This is a genomic window from Streptomyces sp. NPDC045778, from assembly GCF_056431945.1.
In genome coordinates this window covers 38,641-56,594 of record NZ_JBWKJZ010000022.1, presented here as the reverse complement: position 1 = coordinate 56,594, position 17,954 = coordinate 38,641, and the positions used below count along the sequence as shown (strand labels likewise).

The window sequence follows — 17,954 nt, the reverse complement described above, 5'->3', positions numbered from 1 at the left end:
GGACCCCGGCCCCCGGGGCCCCCTCAGCCGCCGCGCCGGAACAGGCGCTTGAGGCCAAGGGCCGCCAGGACCACCGCGCCCAGGACCACCGCCCCCTTGGTCGCGCCGCCGGTGAAGCCACCGCTTCCGTCGTCGTCGCCGGAGCCGCCGCCCGACGACGAGCCGCCCCCGGCCCCCTTCACCTCGACGGCCTCGACGTCGCTCTGCTCGCCCTCCGTGCCGTACATCAGATGGCTGCCGTCGGGGCTGTACGTCACGGACTCGCCCTGGCGCTGGAGCGGCACGCTCAGGCGGCCCTCCCGCTTGATCCTGCCGCCGTCGCGCCAGGTGAAGGCGACGCCGCCGAAGTAGCCGCGCAGGGCGAGGTGCTCGCCGTCGGGCGAGAAGGCGCCGTCGGTGACCCACAGGTCGGTGCTCGCGACGCGGCGGAAGACGTTGGTGCCGGAGGTGGACAGGCGGGCCGGGCCCTCGTAGAGGGAGCCGCCGTCCTCCTTCTTGTCGGCGATGTAGACCCGCCCCGTCTTGGGGTGGACCATGAGCGCCTCGGCGTCGCGCGGCCCGTCGGCGTACTTCACGACGTACTGCGTGGCCCGCACGGACTGGTCCTTCAGCTCCTTGGGCTCGGGCAGCTTGTAGACCCACACGAAGGACCACTTGCCGCCGAGGTTGTCGCCGATGTCCCCGACGTACAGGCTGCCGTCGGGGCCCATCGAGATGGCCTCGACGTCACGCGGCTTGCCGACTCCGGTCAGGGTGATCCGCGCGACGGTCTTGCCGGTCCTGCTGTCGACGGCGTACAGGTAGGCGCCGCTGTCCTGGTCGTTGTGCGTCCAGTAGACGCCGGGGTGGGCGCGCGATGCCACCAGGCCGCTGGACTCGGTGATGCGCGGGTCCTCGATGGTGAACCCGTCGTCGCCCGCCCCGTCCGCGGCCAGGGCGGGGCCGCCGGACGCCACCAGGACCGCAGCCACCACCGCCGCGGCCCCGGCCGCGCACACCCTCGAAGAACGCATGGCCCCAAGCCTGCCACCCCGCGGCCCGGCGGCAGGTGGCAAGGCTCACATCGCAGCGCGCGAGCGTGATCCGCGATGATGAGCGGATGCTCAGGTTCATGTTCGTCGGCGACTCGATGACGATCGGAAGCGCCGGGGAACACACCTGGCGCTACTGGATGTGGCGCCACCTGTGCGCCACGCTCGGTGCCCCCTTCAAGGTCGTCGGCCCCCGCGAGGCCCTGTACGACAAGGCGGCCGAGGCCCCCACGTCGTACGAGTACGCCCAACCCGACTTCCCCCGCCGCCACTTGGCGGGCTGGGGCGAGGGCTGGCAGCACATGGTCCCGCTGATCGAGGACGCGGTGCGGCGGGAGCGGGCGGACGTGCTGCTCGTCTCGCTCGGCCTGATCGACCTCGGCTTCTACACCAACGCCGAGCAGACCGCCGCGAACGTCCGCGCCTTCGTGACCGCGGCCCGCGCCGCCAACCCGCGGATCGCCATCGCCGTGCTCCCCGTCATCCCCAACGTCCGCGCGCACGACGACCCCGCCTTCGCCGCCGAGGTCACCCGCTTCAACGAACTCCTCGCCAAGACCGCCGCCGACCTGGACACCCCGGCCTCCGCCCTCCTCCTGGCCGAGCCCCCGGAGTCGTACGACATCCACTACGACACGTACGACGGCACCCACCCCAACGAACGCGGCGAACAGAAACTGGCCGACGCCTACGCCGCCGCCCTGGCCCAGGCCTGGGACCTCGGGGCGGTCCCGGCGCCGCGCTGAGCGCTTCGCCGGCATCGCCGCGTGGGCCGTCGATCGCCTGCGGGTCCGTCGTGGCTGGTCGCGCCCGCGCGGCGGAGCCGCATATCGGCACAGCCCCGCGCCCCTTCGGGGCGCTGCCGAACCCCACCGCGCTTCCATAAGACCGCCGAGGGCCCGTCGTCCTTCGGCTCCGCCCTGCCGTCTTTCGGCGCGCCGGCCCTCGCCTTTCGGCAACCGCTCATGGCCGGAAGGCCGACGCCGGGGAGGCGGCCCGCTTCCTACGTTCGGGACATGACGGTCATGACTCCTCCCACCCGCGCCGCCGAGCGGGCGCTCGCGCCGGATCTCGCGCGGGGGCTGATGCTGCTGCTCATCGCGCTCTCGAACACCGCCTTCCATCTGTGGCGGGCCGAGCACGGGCCATCGGGGTGGCAGCCCGTGGACGGGTCGTGGCTCGACCACGTGGTGCAGTTCACGATGATCATGACGCTCGACCTGCGGATCTATCCGCTGTTCGCGTTCCTCTTCGGGTACGGGATGACGCAGATGTATCTGCGCCAGACCGCCCACGGCACCGACGGGCGCGCCGCCGTGGGCGTGCTGCGCAGGCGCAGCCTGTGGATGGTCGTCATCGGGCTCTGCCACTCCGCGCTGCTGATGGCGGGCGACATCATCGGCTTCTACGGCGTCCTGAGCCTGGTCCTCGGCTGGCTCTTCGTGCGCAGGAGCGACCGGGCGCTGAAGTGGTGGATCTGGATCGGCGTTGCGCAGACGCTGCTGCTCACGGCGGCGCCCGTCGTCGTCGCGCTGCTGCGCGGGGAGCTGGGGTCGCTGGGGGACGCCGGGGCCGAGCCCGGGTACCTCGCGTACGGGGCCGACGAGGAGAGCTGGTGGGCCGCGGCCGGGACGCGGGGCGTGACCGGCCTCTTCATCACGTTCGGTGCCTCGCTGCTGTCCCTGGTCGGCGGCGGGTACCTCGTCTTCCTGCTGGGGTTCTGGGCGGCGCGGCGCCGGATCCTGGAGGAGCCCGGCCGCCATCTGCCGCTGCTGCGCCGCACGGCGGTGATCGGGGTCGCGGTGGGCTGGCTCGGGGCGCTGCCCGCGGCGCTCGCCCACGTCGGGGCGGTCCGCGTACCGGACGACGCGCAGAGCGAGGAGGGCGCCCTGACGACACTGCGGGACCTCACGGGCACCGCGGGCGGCATCGGGTACGTGGCCGCGATCGCGCTGTTCGTCGCGTGGTGGACGAACCGGCCCGCGCGCCGTGGCGCCACCGTCGTGACGGCCGTCGCGGCCGTCGGCAAGCGGTCGATGTCCTGCTACCTCACCCACTCCCTCCTCTTCGCCCCGCTCCTCGCCGCCTGGGGCCTGGGCCTCGGCGCGCACCTGGGCAGCACGACCATGGCCCTCGTCGCGACGGCCGTGTGGCTGGTGACCGTCGCGGGCGCGTACGCGCTGGAGCGCGCGGGCCTGCGCGGCCCCGCGGAGGCCCTGCTGCGGCGCCTCGCCTACGGCGCCCGGACGGCCTCGGCCCGGCCCGCCGGCACGGCCGCCGACGGGACCCGGAAGGGCGACGACGACGAAGAGGACGCAGGCGCCCGGAACGCCGACGCCGGGGCGAGCCTGCGCAGCCCCCGCTGAGCCTGGTCCCGCCAGTGCGGGGCGTCGGCCCTGCGCGCGAGGGACAGGGCCTGGCAGTAGTGCGAGACGGCGTCGTCGGCGCGGCCCAGGTGCTCGGCGATCTCGCCGAGGTACTGCGCGACCGGGCCGAGCGTGGCCATCCCCGACCCGGCGCCCGCCAACTCCCCCGCCGCGGGGAGGAGTTCCTCGTAGGCCGCCTCCGCCAGGTCGTCCTCGCCGAGGCGCACCGCGGCGAGCCCGGCCGCCGCCAGGCGCAGCTCGTACAGGAAGTCCCGGCGCATGGTGAGGAGTTCGGGCAGCAGCGCGCGGGCCCGCCCGGCGCGCCCCGCGGCGGCGAGGGTCAGCGCGTGGGTGGCGCCACAGCCCGCGCCGCGCCCCCACGTCTCGTACTCGCGGAGGGACAGGTCCACGTGCTCGTCGAGGCGCCCGTCCTGCTGGCGCAGACAGAACAGCGCGAGTCCGTACACCGCGTGCTCGGCGCCCCACAGGCCGAGCCCGCCCAGTTCGTCGCGCGCGGCGGCGTAGCGTCGCGCGGCCTCCTCGTGCCGGTGGGCGACGGCCGGGCGCAGCGCCCCGTACAGCGTCGGGACGAGGCCGAGCGCCGGCATCCCGAGTTCGGCGGTGAGCCGGCGCACGGCCGTGGCCTGCTCGTCCGCCTCGCGGAACGCGGCCCGGGCGGCGTGCGCCTGGAGCAGCGCGGTGCGGGCCACCGTCTCGGCCGCGCCGAGGCCCGCGTCCCGGGCGGCGGCCAGCATCTCCTCGGCGACGCGGGCGCGGCGCGGCGCGAGCCCGGCGGCGCCGTACGTCTGGAGGAGGCGGCTGTTCAGCGCGAGGACGAGCAGCCGCGGATCGCCGGTGCGCCGGGCGATGCGCTCGGCCTCGGCGGCCGCGCGCACCGCCCGCTCGCCGCCGACGCCGTCCAGCTCACGGGCGAGGACGGCGTGCAGACGGCACCGCATCTCGTCCTCGCCGTCGGGCAGTTCGGCCAGGAGCCGTTCCACGGCCCCGGTGACGCGTGGGTCAGGTCCGGCCGCGTAGTCGCGGTGGTACCAGAGGGTGGGTACGTCGTCGCAGGTCACGAGGCGGGCGAGGGCGTACGGGCCGCCGTCGGCGGGGAAGCGCCCCAGGGCCTCGACGCGCTGGGCCCGCGCGCCCTCCAGGTCACCGGCGAGCGTGAGGCTGCGGACCAGGCCGACGACGCGGCCGGGGCCGTCCTGCGCGGCCACCAGCGGGGCGGCGCCGAGGCGTTCGTGGACGGCGAGCGCGCGCCGCCACAGCCGCGCGGCCCCCTGGTGGTCGCCCTCGTGCCGGGCGGCGGTGGCGGCGGCGTGCACATGCCCCAGGGCGCTGTCCACCTCGCGGGGGCCCGCGGACTCCAGGCGGTGGTGGGCGAGCGCGCCCACGTCGTCGGGGCGCAGCCGCTCGACGGCGTCGGCGGCGCGGGCGTGCCAGCCGGTGCGGCGAAGGCGTGAGGTGTCCTCGTAGAGGGCGTCACGGACGAGGGCCGAGGCGAAGCGGAGGCGGCCGGGCCCGGGTTCGCAGAGGAGTCCTGAACGCAGGGCCTCCTCCAGGAACTCGACGGCGGCACCTTGGTATGCCGGGCCGCCCTCGCCTTCCACCCCGCACATCTCCAGGAGGACATCGATGTCGACCTCCGCTCCGACGACGGCGGCCCGCCGCAGCATGCCCTGTGCGCCGGGGCTCAGGGCCCCGAGCCGGTGCCGGACCACGTCGGCCACGCCGGGCGGGACCCGGGTCAGGGCGGCGCGCACGCCCTCCGCCCTGAGGAGCCGCGCGGCCTCCCGTACGAAGAAGGGGTTGCCGCCGGTGCGCTCCGTGAGGCGGCGGACGGCGTCCTCGCCGAGGCCGGGGGCGGGCTGTCCGGCGTGCCCCGCCAGCTCGGCGATGACAGCGCCGACGGCGGTCGCGTCGAGGCCCTGTAGCTCCATCCGGGCGGGTTCGCAGCGGGCGAGCGCGGCGAGGGTGTCGCGGGCCGCGGCGGTCAGCTCCTCCGTGCGGAAGGTGACCAGGAGCAGCACGGGGCTTGCCGCCAGGGCCGCGGGCAGGCGGCGCAGCAGCGTGAGGGTGTCGTCGTCGGCGTGGTGCAGGTCCTCCAGGACGACGGCGAGGGGCGCGCGGCGGGCGAGGGCGGCGAGGTGCGCGGTGACGGCGGTGCGCGTCTGGAACCGGGTGGACTCGGCGGCGGCCCCGGTGGCTCCGGCGACCCCGGTGGCCCCGGCCGCCCCGGCGGCGGCTCCGGCCGCCGGGTCGCCCGGGTCGAGGAGCGGGGTGAGGGCGGGCGGGGCCGGGTGGCCTGCGGCGACGAGCGTGCGCAGCAGCTCCGCCCAGGGGTGCGCGGGCGGGGCGCCGGCCTCCTCCGGGCAGCGCCCTCGGGTGGCCGTCCAGCCGTGGGTGGCGGTGAGCGCGTGCACGGCCGCGTCGGCGAGGGCGGTCTTGCCCGTGCCGGGGGCTCCGCCGACGAGGGCCACGCGGAGCGCGCCCGCCCCGGCCGCGTGCCGGGCCTCGCGCGCGAGGCGCTCCAGGGCCTCGGCTCTGCCGGGCAGTTCGGCGGGGGCTTCCTGGGCGGTGCGGGGCGCCTGGGGCCGTTCCCCAAGCTCTCGGCTTCGCTCCCGCAGGGGGGATTCCGCTCGGCCCGCGTGCCGAGTGCCCACGACGGGGATGACAGCGGGCGGGGCGGGCATCGGCTCCACCGCCAGGCTTCCCCGCTGGCGGAGGATGTCCTCCTCCAGCGTCCGCAGGGCGGGGCCGGGGTCGATGCCCAGTTCCTCCTTGAGCACCGAGCGGGCCGTGCGCAGCGCGGTGAGGGCGTCGGCCTGGCGCCCGGTGCGGTACAGGGCGAGGGCGAAGAGCCGCCAGCCCTCCTCGCGCAGCGGGTGGGCCCGGGTGTGGGCCTCCAGGTCGGCGACGACCCGGGCCGCCGCGCCCAGGGCCAGCTCCGCGCCGGCGAGGCGCTCGGCCGCGAGCAGCCGCAGCTCGCCGAGCCGGGTCACCTCGGGCGCGGCCCAGGCCTCCGCGGCGAACTCCGCGTACGCCCCGCCCCGCCACAGCTCCAGGGCGGCGGTGAGCCGGTCCCTGGTCTCGGCGGCCCGGTCCGGCGCGGACGGCTCGGCGGCCCGTCGTACGAGGTCCTCGAATCGCCAGGCGTCGACCGCCGCGAGGTCGAGGCGAAGGGCGTAGCCGGGCGGCGCGGTGACCAGGGTGCGGGGCGGGGTGCGGGTGGGGCGGTCGGGTTCGAGCGCCTTGCGGAGGGTGGAGACGAGGGTGCGCAAGGAGCCGAGCGCCCGCTCGGCGGGGGTGTCGCGCCACAGGTCGTCGATGAGCTGGTCGAGCGGGACGACCCGGCCGCGGGCCATGAGCAGCCGGGCCAGGACGGCCCGGTGGCGCGGTCCGCGCAGGTCGGCGCGGCGGCCGTCGTCCCACGCCTCCACCGCCCCCAGTACGCGCAGTTCCATCACAGCGTTCCCCCTTCGGCGCAGGGGGACGCGGCCGCGCCGGTCAACGCGGCGGGATGGTGTTCCCCCCAGGGCCGGTCCTCACCGCGCTCGTTCTCCCCCGAGCCCGGCGTGTCGGCCGCGGCGTCCATTGGACGCGGGCGCCTCACTCCGCGTCAATTCGCTGCGCATTCCCGGCGGGTCACGCTGTTTGCGCAGGCCAGGGGGTTGCGCGGCGCGGGTGGGCCGGTTCGCGAGGGTGGACGTCGTGTACGTGCCCCGGAGGACGGCCTGCGCGCGCGGTCGTCCCGGCGGAGGCGTTCCGTATCGTTGTACCGCGCGGCTGCACGCGACAGAGCGGCGGCCGGGGGGAGCGCCACGATGACCGTCGTAGAAGACAGGATCAAGATGGCCGACGAGAACACGCGCGCTTTGGACGCGATGTTCGCGGCGTTCGACGGGCTGCCCGTCCTCGAAGGAATGAGGATCGAGGTCGTGGAGGGGAACGTCCACATGACGCCGCAGAGGTCGACGCACTGGGAAGTCATCCTGGCTGCCGTCACACAGCTCAAAGACGCGTTCCCGCACCGGCACGTGTTCTCCGGCGTACGCATCGACTACCCCGGTCACCGCAACGGCTTGTGCAGCGACGTGGCGCTCTTGGCCGAAGGCGCGCGGGCGGACGACGAGGGCCGCTGGCAGTGCGAGGACGTCGAGTTCGTCGCCGAAGTCATCTCCCGGGGCACCGGCCAGAACGACTACGGTCCCAAAAGGGCCGCCTACGCCACGGCCGGGGTCTCCGCACACCTCATCGCCGACCCCTACCAGGGCAAGGTCCACGTCCACACGCAGCCCAAGGACGGTGACTACTCGGACGTGTGGCCGCCGATCCCCTTCGGCCAGGACGTCGACCTGACCGCCACCCCCCTCGGCCTCACCCTCACCACCACCGGCTTCCCCCGCGACTGACCCCAGGCTCCCCCGGGCCTCTTGCTTCGAGCCCACTCCAAGCCGTTGGCTTGGGCCCCATGGAGTACACGCAGCTGGGACGCACCGGCCTCAAGGTCAGCAGGCTCACCCTCGGCACCATGAACTTCGGGCCGCAGACGAACGAGGCCGACAGCCACGCCATCATGGACGCCGCGCTCGACGCGGGGATCAACTTCTTCGACACCGCCAACGTGTACGGCTGGGGCGAGAACAAGGGCCGCACCGAGGAGATCATCGGCACCTGGTTCGCCCAGGGCGGGGACCGGCGCGACAAGGTCGTGCTCGCCACGAAGGCGTACGCCAACATGGCCGCCGACGGGGCCCCGCCCTGGCCCAACCACGACCTCCTCTCGGCCCTCAACATCCGCCGCTCCGTCGAGGCCTCGCTCCGGCGCCTCCAGACCGACCACATCGACGTCTTCCAGTTCCACCACATCGACCGGAACACCCCGTTCGAGGAGATCTGGCAGGCCGTCGACGTCCTCGTACAGCAGGGCAAGATCCTGTACGCGGGGTCGAGCAATTTCCCCGGCTACAAGATCGCCCAGGCCAACGAGACCGCGCGCCGCCTCGGCAGCTACGGCCTCGTCAGCGAGCAGTGCCTGTACAACCTCGCGGAGCGGCGCGCCGAGATGGAGGTCCTCCCCGCCGCCCGGGACTACGGCCTCGGCGTCATCCCCTGGTCGCCGCTGCACGGCGGTCTGCTCGGCGGCATCCTGAAGAAGCAGGTCACCGGCGGGCGCCGGGCCGAGGGCCGGGCCGCGGAGGCGCTGGCCGACGGGGCGGTGCGGGCGCGGATCCAGGCGTACGAGGACCTCCTCGACAAGCACGGCCTCGCCCCCGGCGAGGTGGCCCTGGCCTGGCTCCTCACCCGCCCCGGCGTCACCGGCCCGATCGTCGGCCCGCGCACGGCCGAACAGCTCACCTCCGCGGTGCGGGCGGCCGGCCTGGAGCTGAGCGGGGAGGTCCTGGAGTCCCTGGACGAGATCTTCCCGGGCCCGGGGGCTTCACCGGAGGCGTTTGCCTGGTAGGGGGCCCCGGCCGGGGCGGGCACGTCTCCGCGGGGCCCGGCCGGGGCAGGCACCGCCTTCGCAGGGCTCGGCCCGGTCGCGGCGCGGCGCGGCTCGGGCCGGGCCGGGCCGGCGGCGGCTACTGTCCGACTGCCGCCGCCAGGGCCACCACGACGAACATCAGCACGAGCACACCGGCCATGATCCGGTTCCTGGTCTTGGGATCCACACCTTTGAGCGTAACCGCCCCGGCGGATCCCCCATGGAGCACCCGGGCCCAGCTCTTTTCCTTGGGGGACGGGCACTCTTGTCGTGGAGACAAGGTCAGACCGGAAGGTTCCAGAAGGGCCCGTCGGGTGCCCCGAGCCATACGCGTTGGGTGCCGTCCGGGTCCACGGTCAGGCCGAGGCCAGAGTGTGGGGGTGCCCCCGCGTCCTGCCAGGTGGTGAGAGCGTCTTCCACTTGATCCCAGAGGCGAAGAGGGCCGTGCTGGTGCACGGTCAAGCCGCTTCCGGCCGGTTCGGTCCACGCCTGTGAGCCGGTGGCGACATCCACCAGGATCACCCCCGTGCCGGTGGTCATGAGTTCGGCGGACGGTGCGGCGAGTTGAGCGAGGAACTGGCCGGTCCAGTCCTCCAGGAGTACGGGGTTCACGCGGGTGGCCCGGGTGTGGCCGGGGTGCTGGTGGAAGGTGGGGCGGGGCGGGCGGTCGTGGGGGCGGGCGAGCATGTAGCTGACCTGGTCGGTGGAGAAGCGGCCGGTGGCTGTGCCGTCACCGTGGACGGTGAGGCGGACGAGCCCGGAGGCGAGCATCCATCCGCTGATGGTGGTGGTGATGGTGCCACCGACGCGTACTTGGCAGAGCCAGGCCGGGGGGATGTGGCGGACGGCGCAGGTGGCCACGATGTGATCGTATTCGGCGTCGTCCTTGTGTCCGGCGAGGCCGTCGCCGGTGATCAAGGTGGGGTGATACCTGGCGGCGTGGATGTGGTCGGCCGCCGCGGCTGCCAAGCCCGGGTCGTACTCGATGGAGTACACGTTGTCGTCGCCGAGGCGGCTGCACAGGATGGCGGTGGAATAGCCGGTGCCGGTACCGATCTCCAGCACCTTGTTCCCCTCGCTGACCCCGGCGATGTCGAGCATGCGCACGATCAGGGAGGGCAGCGTGCTGGACGAGGTGGGGCAGCCGGTGACGGGTCCAGTGGCGTCGGCGGCGGTGATGCCGTCGACTTGGGTGACCCAGGTCGTGTCGCGGTAGACGAGCCCCAGCCACGTTCCGGGATCGGCCTGGTCGCGGCTCATGGGGATCCACTGACTGCCGTCGAAGCGGAACAGGGCGTTGCCCAGGAAGAGTTCGCGAGGCACCGCTTCGATGGCTGCACGCCATGCCGGGTCGTCCGCGGAGACGTCGGCTGCGAGTTGGCGGCGCAGGTCCGCAGAGTCGGTCATACGAGGGCTCCGTGCTGTAGGCGGTCGGCGATGGCTCGGGTGAGGGGTGCGGTGATGCGCTCGGGGAACCAGGCCCATTGACCGTTGGGGTTGCACTCGTACCAATGCCAGGCGCCATCACGGTCCAGACCGAAGTCGAAGGCGCCGAAGACGAGTCCGAAAGCATCGAGGTAGGCGTGCACGCCGTTGACGATGGCTGGAGGGACGGGCACGGGGGTATAGGTGAGCCGGTCGTAATGGCGACGCCAGTCCACGCCAGGTGAGCCGTCGATGCGGATGGCGGTGAGGTTGTCGCCGACAGCGGTGAGACGGACATCGGCGGACTTGCTGACTCGTTGCTGAAACAGGTGCGCCGTGTGGTGCAGGCGGTTGTCGATCTGGCCTGGGGTGACGTCCTCGATCCACACGGTCAGCGCGCGGCCGGTGCCGTCGGTGTACTCGGTTTCCCTGAGCGGCTTGTAGATGACCGGCCCATGCCCGGCAGCGAAGGTGCGGGCGCGGTCAGGGTCGTTGGTGATGAGCGTGGGCGGCACGGTGAAGCCGCAGGCGGCGGCCGTGGCCAGTTGCACCGGCTTGTATTCGGCATCCCTGTTGCGCCATGGGTGGTTCAGGTAATACGCGCCGGGAAGTGCGGTGAGGATGCCGCCGAGCCCGTAGCGGGCTTCTTCGACAGCCCATCGGCCGGTCTGTTCGTCCATGGCGAGGTCGGCGGCATAGGGGGTGGGCCGCCGCCAGTACACCGAGCGGACGTTCCCCAGGTCGATGTTCCGGGACGCGGTGGTGAGAGTGCCGCCGATCCCCATGCTGTCGAAGGTGCCGGACAGCGTCACCTCGCGGGGGAAGTCACCGGGGTCCAGGCGGACCACCGGCACGCGACGCCGGTTCAGTTCGGTGATCACTTCGTCCGCGGTGGCGTCGTCCAGGCCCGTGACGACGAGGACGGGCGGCCCCTCCACAGCCATCAGTCAGAGTCCCCGGTTTGGTCGCTCCCCTGGTCCGGCGTACCGTCCAGGCTGGTCTTCGTACTCGTCTCCCGTGATGTCTCCGACCGCTTGTGTCCGGCCTCCGCTGTCAGCGGTGTGCCGTCGGGGCCGACCCACGCGGGGACCTGCGTGCGCGGGTCGAGGACGGGTCGGGCGGCGGAGAGGATGGCCGCAGCCGGGTAGGGACGCATGCGTCCGAGTCCCCAGGGCTTGACCTGGTCCAGTGACGTCAAGGGCTGTTGCATGAGTGTCCTCGTCTCTGAGGCGATCCGGCATGGCGGCCGCCGCCCGGTGCTTCCGAACGGCGAGGGGGTCCCGGCCGGGCCGGTCATGGGTCGCCGGCCTTCGTCGTGACCTCAGCCCAGACGCGCTTGCCCCACGGAAGGAGATCGGTTCCCCAGCGGTCGGAGAGGGCGTCCACAAGGAGGAGGCCACGACCGCCGACGGCGTCCGGTCCCACGACGTGCAGCTCAGGTCTGCGGCGGGACTTGTCGACCACGGCGACGCGGAGCCGGCCGGGGCACGGCTGTTCGGCGATCACCCGGACGTGGTGCGAGTGGCCGTGACGGACCGCGTTGGTGACGATTTCGGAGATCAGGAGCGCTCCGGTCTCTGCGGCGCCCTGATCGATGCCCCACTCCGCGCACACTTCGCGGACTATCCGACGCGCCGCCGGAACGGTGGCGGCCTCGCTCGCGAGGGTGGCGCTCTGGCGCGGGTGGTGTCCTGGTCCGACTCGCTCGTTGGTCATGGTCGTCGTCACGCCTTGGGCTGGGCGGCGGGGGGAAAGTCCCGCCCACGTGCCTCGGGGAAGAACGCGCGGGCGGGGCGGCGCCGAGGCGCGTTCACGGACGCACTTCCCGACGGCTGACAGTAAGTCAACGCGCAGTGAAGGGGGCGAGGAGACTCCACAAGGTGACTCCAACACGGAGTCAGGTCAACGACGTTGGTCCTAGCATCGTCTTCACTCGCTATTCGGGGAGTTGCAGATGGACCGTCTGTCACCGGACCCGCGTGAGGTCGTCGCCGGTCTGCTCGGGGACGAACGCCTGCTCCATGCGTGTGCCGAGCGGGACATGGGCACGGTGTTCCGGATGCTCAATGCGCGCGGTATCAGTACATGGCGCATCGCCGCCGCCGTCGACATCACACAGGGGCGGCTGTACGAGTACATGAACGGCAAGAGCCGGGTGGCGAAGCTGACCCTGTTCGAGCAGATCGCCGACGCTTTCCACATCCCCGGCCAGTTGCTGGGGCTGGCTCGGCGCCGGTGGGAACCCGCGTCGACAACCGCCGGGCACGACCGGGCGGACCGGCCGCCGCCGGACGGTGACGACTTGGAGGCGATGGATCACTTCCGCAGCGCTGACCGGCAAACTGGCGGTGGCCGGTTGTACGGGGCTGTCATCCGGCACCTGTCGGACCGGGTGGCACCCCGGCTGGTGGACATCGGCAGCGGTCCGCAGGTGTTCGCCGCCGCGGCCGCGCTGACCGAAATGGCGGGCTGGATGGCTCACGACTCCGGTCATGATGACCGCGCGGCCCAGCACTTCGCCCGCGCCCTGCCTCTGGCCCGCACCGCCGGCGACCTCCCGTTGGCCGCACACATCGCTGCGAGCAGCAGCCACCTCGCCCTGGAGACCGGGGACGCGGCCGGGGCTGTCGGCCGGGCGCGGGCCGGGCTCGACCTGGCCGCGCAGGGGCCTCGGTTTCCCGCGCTGACTGCGCGGCTGCACACCATGCGGGCGCGGGCGCTGGCCGTCGCGTCCCAGCACGCCCCGGCCGCCCACGCGCTGGAGGCCGCGCACCGTGACCTGGAGGGGCCGCCTGCGGCAGATCACCCGTGGCTGAGCCCGTTCGACGCCGCCGCGCTGGCCGGCGAGTCAGCTCTGGTCCTGCGTGACCTGGAGCAGTACGACGAGGCGCTGGCGCACGCCGAACAAGGTGTTGCGCTGCGCGAGGCAGGGCGGGCACGGTCCCTTGCTCTCGGCCGGATCAGCCTGGTGGACATCCACGTGCGCCGGGGTGACCTGGACGCCGCGGTGAGCGTCGGCCACGACCTGCTCGATACGAGCCCGACTCTCGGTTCGGTCCGGGTGGTGCGGCAACTCGACGGGCTGCGCGGGCTGCTGGAGCCGCACCGGGGGCGTCGGCCGGTACGGGAGTACCTGGCGCAGTTCGATGACGCGCGCCGCGCCAGAATGCTCCTGCTGGCCGATCTGATCCCGCCGTCTCCGGGAGGCACTACCGCATGAGGCCCACAGCGCCTGACCCTGCCGACACCGACGCGTGGAACGCGTACCTCGCGGAGGGCAACGCCAAGCAGGCCCGCAAGCGCGTGGCGGCAGACGTGCTGATGCGGGACCGCTCCGGCCGAGTGCTCCTGGTGAACCCCACCTACAAACCGGGATGGGATCTGCCCGGCGGGATGGCGGAGGCCAACGAACCGCCGGAGGACACGGTACGCCGTGAGCTGATGGAGGAACTCGGCGTACGCGTCACACTGCTCGGGCTGCTGGTGGTGGACTGGGTGGCCCCGCACGGCCCCTGGGACGATCAGCTCGCGTTCGTCTTCGACGGCGGCACCCTGGACGAGGACCAGGCCCACCGGCTGCGGCCACGAGACGACGAGCTGTCCGAGGCCGCCTTCGTCACGGCCTCCGAAGCCGTCAGTCGCCTCCGGGACCGCACCCGGCGCCGGTTCGAGCACGCCCTGAAGGCACTAAACGCGGGAGGGCCGCTGTACCTCCGCGACGGCGCACCCCTCATGCCCCGCTGAAGGAGATCACTTCCCGGCTGCCGCCGCCAGGGCCACCACGACGAACATCAGCACGAGCACACCGGCCATGATCCGGTTCCTGGTCTTGGGATCCACACCTTTGAGCGTAACCGCCCCGCCTCGCCCCTCACGGGGCGCCCCGGGGGCCACCCCTCCTTGAGATGAACGACGGCGTGCGAGCCGCCAGGTCGGGGCCGGGCCGGGGTGCCGGGGCAGGTGCGGGTGGGTGGGTGGGAGAGGCCGACGCGGGAGCGGGGGCGGTGACGTGGAGCCGCCTCAGGGGTGCAAGGGCCAGCTGCTCAGGGGCTCGTAGCGTGGCTTCGCGCCTACCACCCCGCCCCGAGGCAAGTGACTGCGGACCAGCACAAGCTCCCGCACCCCCCACTCCACCCCCGAGAACCCCGACAGCGCCTCCACGAAAGGCCGCAGCTCCGCCTCCCCCCGCCCCCGCGCCAGGGTGAGATGGGGATGGAAGCCCCGCCCCGCGTCCGCGCCGGGCCCGGCCCCGGCCCTGCGCGCCGCCGCGGACACCCGCCCCGCGAGCAGCCGGAGCGCGGCGACCTCCCCGGCCACGCCCGCCCACAGCGCCCGGTCCCCGAACCGCCCCCCACCGCGCAGCGCCAGCGCGAAGGGCGCGGTACGCCCGGCCGCCCGCCCTAGCCGCGCCCCGAGATCGGGCACGATCGCCTCGTCGACGTCACCGAGGAAGGCCAGGGTCAGATGCCACCCGGCACGCTCGGTCCAGCGCAGCGCCCCCGCGCCGGGCAGCCGCCGCAAGTCGTCCACGCACCCGGCGAGTTCGGCCACCACGGGCTCCGGGGGCAGCACCGCCACGAAGAGTCTCATGCGGCTAGCCTGCCCTGATGAACAGCGACAGCGACAGCACAGTTCACTCCGGCCCCATACGCGTACGCACGGGCGGCGCGGAGGACGTGCCCGTGTTTCTCGGTCTGCTCGACAGCGCCGCCGAGTGGCTGGTGGCGCAGGGCTACACGAAGCAGTGGGGCACCGAGCCGCTCTCGAAGAACCCGAGGGTGGTGGAGTCGGTGGAGAAGTACCTCGCCGAGGGCACGCCGTGGATCGCCGAGGTGGACGGGGAGCCCGCGGGCATGCTGATGCTCACCGCGAGCCCCACCGACTACGTGGCCCCGGTCGACGAGCCCGAGCGGTACGTGCACTACCTCGCCACCGCCGGCCGCTTCGCGGGCCTGGGCGTGGGCAGGGCGCTCCTGGCCCGCGCGGTGGCCGAGACCCGCGCGCAGGGCGTGTCCCTGCTGCGGGTCGACTGCTACGCGGGCAACGGCGGCAGGCTCGTCGCGTACTACGAGAGCAACGGGTTCGTCCGTACGGAGAGCTTCACGGCGAAGGACGGCACCTGGCCGGGCCAGGTCCTCGCCATGCGGGTCTGAGCCCCGCCCGGCCCCGGGGAACCGGCCCCGAGGAACCGGGGCCGGGGCCAAGGCCGGCTCAGGCGGCCGCCGCCAGCTCCGCCTCGCGCGGCACGAAGCGCACGTGCTGGCGGCCCCGCCGCAGATCCACCTGGAGCCGCAGGTTGGCGGCGCGCGCCAGGCCCAGGCCGACGCCGAGCGCGGCCACCGCGACGACGAGCCCGCCGAGCGCGAAGCTCACCCGGACCCCGTAGGTGTCGGTGAGCCAGCCGAAGAGCGGCCCGCCGAACGGGGTGCCGCCCACGAACACCATCATGAACAGGCTCATCACGCGCCCCCGCATCTCGGGGTCGGTGGCCATCTGCACCGAGGAGTTCGCGGTGACGTTGACGGTCAGGCCGATCGCGCCGACGGGGATGAGCAGCGCCGCGAAGACATACGCGTTCGGCACGGCGGCCACGGCGATCAGGGCGACGCCGAAGAGCCCCGCCGTGGCGGTGAGCATCCGGAGCCTGGACGTCCGGCGCCGGGCGGCGAGCAGCGCGCCGATCAGCGAACCGGCCGCCATCAGCGTGGTGAAGGCCGCGTACATGCCGGAGCCGCCGTGGAAGACATCGTCGGCGTACGCGCTCAGCCAGATCGGGAAGTTGAAGCCGAACGTGCCGATGAACCCGATCAGGACGATCGGCCAGATCAGCTCCGGGTGCTCGCGCACGTAGTGCAGGCCCTCGCGCAGCTGGCCCTTGCCGCGGCGCGGCGCGAGCGGGCTGCGGGTCAGCTCGGCGGTGCGCATGAGCAGCAGACCGGCGATCGGCGCGAGGAAGGACAGGCCGTTCGCCAGGAAGGCGTAGCCGGGCCCGACCGCGGCGGTGACGACACCGGCGACGGCGGGGCCGATCAGACGGGCGGACTGGAAGTTGGCCGAGTTCAGGCTGACGGCGTTGCGCACCTGGTCCGGGCCGACCAGCTCGGAGACGAAGGACTGGCGGGTGGGGTTGTCGACGACGGTCACGAGGCCGGTGAAGAACGCCGTCACGTAGACGTGCCAGACCTGGACGTGGCCCGTCAGGGTCATGGCGGCCAGGAACAGACCGCCGAGGCCCATCGCGCCCTGGGTCACGAAGAGCAGGTTCCGCTTGGCGAAGCGGTCGGCGATGACGCCGCCGTACAGGCCGAAGAGCAGCATCGGCAGGAACTGCATGGCCGTGGTGATGCCGACGGCCGCGGAGGACCCGGTGAGGCTGAGGACCAGCCAGTCCTGGGTGATGCGGGCCATCCAGGTGCCGGTGTTCGACACGACGGCCCCGGCCGCGAAGAGCCGGTAGTTCCGGATCCGCAGCGAGCTGAACATGGAGTTCTTGGTCGATTGAGCGCCGCGCCTGCGAAGCAGGCTCCTTGAGGGGCGGCGGTCGGGCGACGGGTGGGCGGGTTTGTCGAGGGTGGTTGGTGCGGGGGCGGAGTCTGCTCCGGATCCCGTACTCAAAGAGGTTCGCCTCCTTTGGCGGTCCGGGCCCGGGCGGGCCCCTGGAGGCACGGCCCCTTCGGCAGGGGCCGTGCGGACGGTAGGTCGGTCAGAGGTGTGCCAGCTTCTCGATGACGGGCGCGGCGTCGCGGAGCTTCGCCCACTCGTCGTCGTCGAGCTCCTCGGCGAGCCGCGCCAGCCACGCGTTCCGCTTTCTGCGGCTCTCCTCGAGCATGGTCTCGGCCTGCTCGGTCTGCGTGACCACCTTCTGGCGGCGGTCATCGGGGTGCGGCTCGAGCCGCACCAGACCCTTGGCTTCCAGGAGCGCGACGATGCGGGTCATCGACGGCGGTTGTACGTGCTCCTTGCGGGCGAGTTCGCCCGGGGTGGCGTTGCCACAGCGGGCGAGGGTGCCGAGCACCGACATCTCTGTGGGGCTCAGCGACTCGTCGACCCGCTGGTGCTTGAGTCGACGGGAGAGGCGCATCACGGCGGAGCGCAACGAGTTCACGGCGGCGGCGTCGTCGCCATGGGAGAGGTCCGGCATGGTCTTTAGAGTAACTCATTACCCAGGCTAAGTACCACCGCGTTTACGCGCGTGGGCGCGAGACCTGCCCAGGAAGCGGGGCCAGGAACCCTTTCCTCACCCGAACGAGTGAGCCGGATTCGGAAAGTCACGCATCGCCCGTCCGGGGACGGCGACCCTGGCGGGCATGGCATCGATAGTGCTCAGCCTGCGGATGGACAGCGAGCTGCTCGACCGGCTCCGCGAGCATGCCGCCAAAAGGGGAATGAGCGTCCAGGACTACGTGGTCCGGACGCTCATCCGTGATGACTTCGACGAGCGGTTCAAGTCGTCCGTCGAAGAGACAGAGAGGTTCTACGCCTGAGGCCGCGCACCGCGCCCGGACTCGGGACCCGGACACGACACGCGGCCTCAGGGGGGCGCCCCAAAGGGGACACACGGCCTCAGCGGGAGCGCCCCGAAGGGGCGCGGGGAACTGCGCGACCAGCCACGACGGACCGGCAGACAGCAGACGAACG

Annotated in this window: 16 protein-coding genes and 1 pseudogene; 8 read left to right on the top strand and 9 right to left on the bottom strand. The window is 73.2% G+C overall.

Features of this window, described 5'->3' with window-relative positions; genetic code table 11:
• Nucleotides 1-23: 23 nt before the first annotated feature.
• Nucleotides 24-1,013 carry a TolB-like translocation protein gene (locus tag AC07GB_RS26195; RefSeq protein WP_478849483.1) on the bottom strand — a complete coding sequence of 330 codons (990 nt, stop codon included), beginning with the start codon at nucleotides 1,011-1,013 and terminating at the stop codon, nucleotides 24-26.
• Nucleotides 1,014-1,099: 86 nt separating this feature from the next.
• On the opposite strand from AC07GB_RS26195, the gene AC07GB_RS26190 reads away from it, so the two are divergent.
• Both AC07GB_RS26190 and AC07GB_RS26185 read left to right on the top strand, forming a co-directional pair.
• Entirely contained in the window at nucleotides 1,100-1,777 is a 678-nt protein-coding gene (locus AC07GB_RS26190; RefSeq protein ID WP_478849481.1) for a GDSL-type esterase/lipase family protein, read from the top strand.
• Between the two features lie 270 nt (nucleotides 1,778-2,047).
• Complete coding sequence (locus AC07GB_RS26185; RefSeq protein WP_478849479.1) at nucleotides 2,048-3,397, top strand: DUF418 domain-containing protein; 1,350 nt, start codon at nucleotides 2,048-2,050, stop codon at nucleotides 3,395-3,397.
• Nucleotides 3,398-5,439: 2,042 nt separating this feature from the next.
• On the opposite strand, the pseudogene AC07GB_RS26180 reads toward AC07GB_RS26185, so the two are convergent.
• Nucleotides 5,440-6,870, bottom strand: a pseudogene (locus tag AC07GB_RS26180) (BTAD domain-containing putative transcriptional regulator); the annotation flags it as partial.
• 360 nt (nucleotides 6,871-7,230) lie between these two features.
• On the opposite strand from AC07GB_RS26180, the gene AC07GB_RS26175 reads away from it, so the two are divergent.
• Together AC07GB_RS26175 and AC07GB_RS26170 are read left to right on the top strand one after the other, a co-directional pair.
• The gene (locus tag AC07GB_RS26175; RefSeq protein ID WP_478849477.1) at nucleotides 7,231-7,818 is read left to right on the top strand and encodes a Uma2 family endonuclease; all 588 of its coding nucleotides are present in this window, start codon (nucleotides 7,231-7,233) and stop codon (nucleotides 7,816-7,818) included.
• Nucleotides 7,819-7,877: 59 nt separating this feature from the next.
• Nucleotides 7,878-8,870: an aldo/keto reductase gene (locus tag AC07GB_RS26170; protein WP_478849476.1), complete on the top strand. Its 993-nt coding sequence runs from the start codon at nucleotides 7,878-7,880 to the stop codon at nucleotides 8,868-8,870.
• Between the two features lie 303 nt (nucleotides 8,871-9,173).
• On the opposite strand, the gene tgmC is transcribed toward AC07GB_RS26170, so the two are convergent.
• The 4 genes from tgmC to AC07GB_RS26150 form a co-directional block, all read right to left on the bottom strand.
• Nucleotides 9,174-10,298, bottom strand: a complete 1,125-nt coding sequence (gene tgmC, locus AC07GB_RS26165; RefSeq protein WP_478849474.1) for an ATP-grasp peptide maturase system methyltransferase — start codon at nucleotides 10,296-10,298, stop codon at nucleotides 9,174-9,176.
• The gene (tgmB, locus tag AC07GB_RS26160) at nucleotides 10,295-11,260 is read right to left on the bottom strand and encodes an ATP-grasp ribosomal peptide maturase (RefSeq protein ID WP_478849472.1); all 966 of its coding nucleotides are present in this window, start codon (nucleotides 11,258-11,260) and stop codon (nucleotides 10,295-10,297) included. The genes tgmC and tgmB overlap by 4 nt, the downstream gene beginning before the upstream one ends.
• Complete coding sequence (tgmA, locus tag AC07GB_RS26155; RefSeq protein WP_478849470.1) at nucleotides 11,260-11,526, bottom strand: putative ATP-grasp-modified RiPP; 267 nt, start codon at nucleotides 11,524-11,526, stop codon at nucleotides 11,260-11,262. Before tgmA ends, tgmB begins: the two co-directional genes overlap by 1 nt.
• A gap of 83 nt (nucleotides 11,527-11,609) precedes the next feature.
• Entirely contained in the window at nucleotides 11,610-12,032 is a 423-nt protein-coding gene (locus AC07GB_RS26150) for an ATP-binding protein (protein ID WP_478849468.1), read from the bottom strand.
• Nucleotides 12,033-12,270: 238 nt separating this feature from the next.
• Here AC07GB_RS26150 and AC07GB_RS26145 point away from each other — a divergent pair, with 238 nt between their 5' ends.
• Nucleotides 12,271-13,536: an XRE family transcriptional regulator gene (locus AC07GB_RS26145; protein WP_478849466.1), complete on the top strand. Its 1,266-nt coding sequence runs from the start codon at nucleotides 12,271-12,273 to the stop codon at nucleotides 13,534-13,536.
• A complete protein-coding gene (locus AC07GB_RS26140; protein WP_478849464.1) occupies nucleotides 13,533-14,060 on the top strand; it encodes an NUDIX domain-containing protein in 528 nt (175 codons plus the stop codon). Before AC07GB_RS26145 ends, AC07GB_RS26140 begins: the two co-directional genes overlap by 4 nt.
• 276 nt (nucleotides 14,061-14,336) lie before the next feature.
• Here the strand turns inward: AC07GB_RS26140 and thpR are convergent, their stop codons facing one another.
• Nucleotides 14,337-14,906 (bottom strand): RNA 2',3'-cyclic phosphodiesterase, encoded by a 570-nt coding sequence (gene thpR / locus AC07GB_RS26135; RefSeq protein ID WP_478849462.1) that lies wholly within the window; start codon nucleotides 14,904-14,906, stop codon nucleotides 14,337-14,339.
• A gap of 17 nt (nucleotides 14,907-14,923) precedes the next feature.
• Between thpR and AC07GB_RS26130 the strand changes: the two genes are divergently transcribed.
• Nucleotides 14,924-15,469, top strand: a complete 546-nt coding sequence (locus tag AC07GB_RS26130) for a GNAT family N-acetyltransferase (RefSeq protein ID WP_478849461.1) — start codon at nucleotides 14,924-14,926, stop codon at nucleotides 15,467-15,469.
• Nucleotides 15,470-15,527: 58 nt separating this feature from the next.
• Here AC07GB_RS26130 and AC07GB_RS26125 read toward each other — a convergent pair whose 3' ends face one another.
• Nucleotides 15,528-16,799 (bottom strand): MFS transporter, encoded by a 1,272-nt coding sequence (locus tag AC07GB_RS26125; protein ID WP_478849460.1) that lies wholly within the window; start codon nucleotides 16,797-16,799, stop codon nucleotides 15,528-15,530.
• Nucleotides 16,800-17,019: 220 nt separating this feature from the next.
• Nucleotides 17,020-17,457: a MarR family winged helix-turn-helix transcriptional regulator gene (locus AC07GB_RS26120; RefSeq protein WP_478849459.1), complete on the bottom strand. Its 438-nt coding sequence runs from the start codon at nucleotides 17,455-17,457 to the stop codon at nucleotides 17,020-17,022.
• A gap of 166 nt (nucleotides 17,458-17,623) precedes the next feature.
• Here AC07GB_RS26120 and AC07GB_RS26115 point away from each other — a divergent pair, with 166 nt between their 5' ends.
• Nucleotides 17,624-17,800 (top strand): ribbon-helix-helix protein, CopG family, encoded by a 177-nt coding sequence (locus AC07GB_RS26115; protein WP_478849457.1) that lies wholly within the window; start codon nucleotides 17,624-17,626, stop codon nucleotides 17,798-17,800.
• Nucleotides 17,801-17,954: the final 154 nt, after the last annotated feature.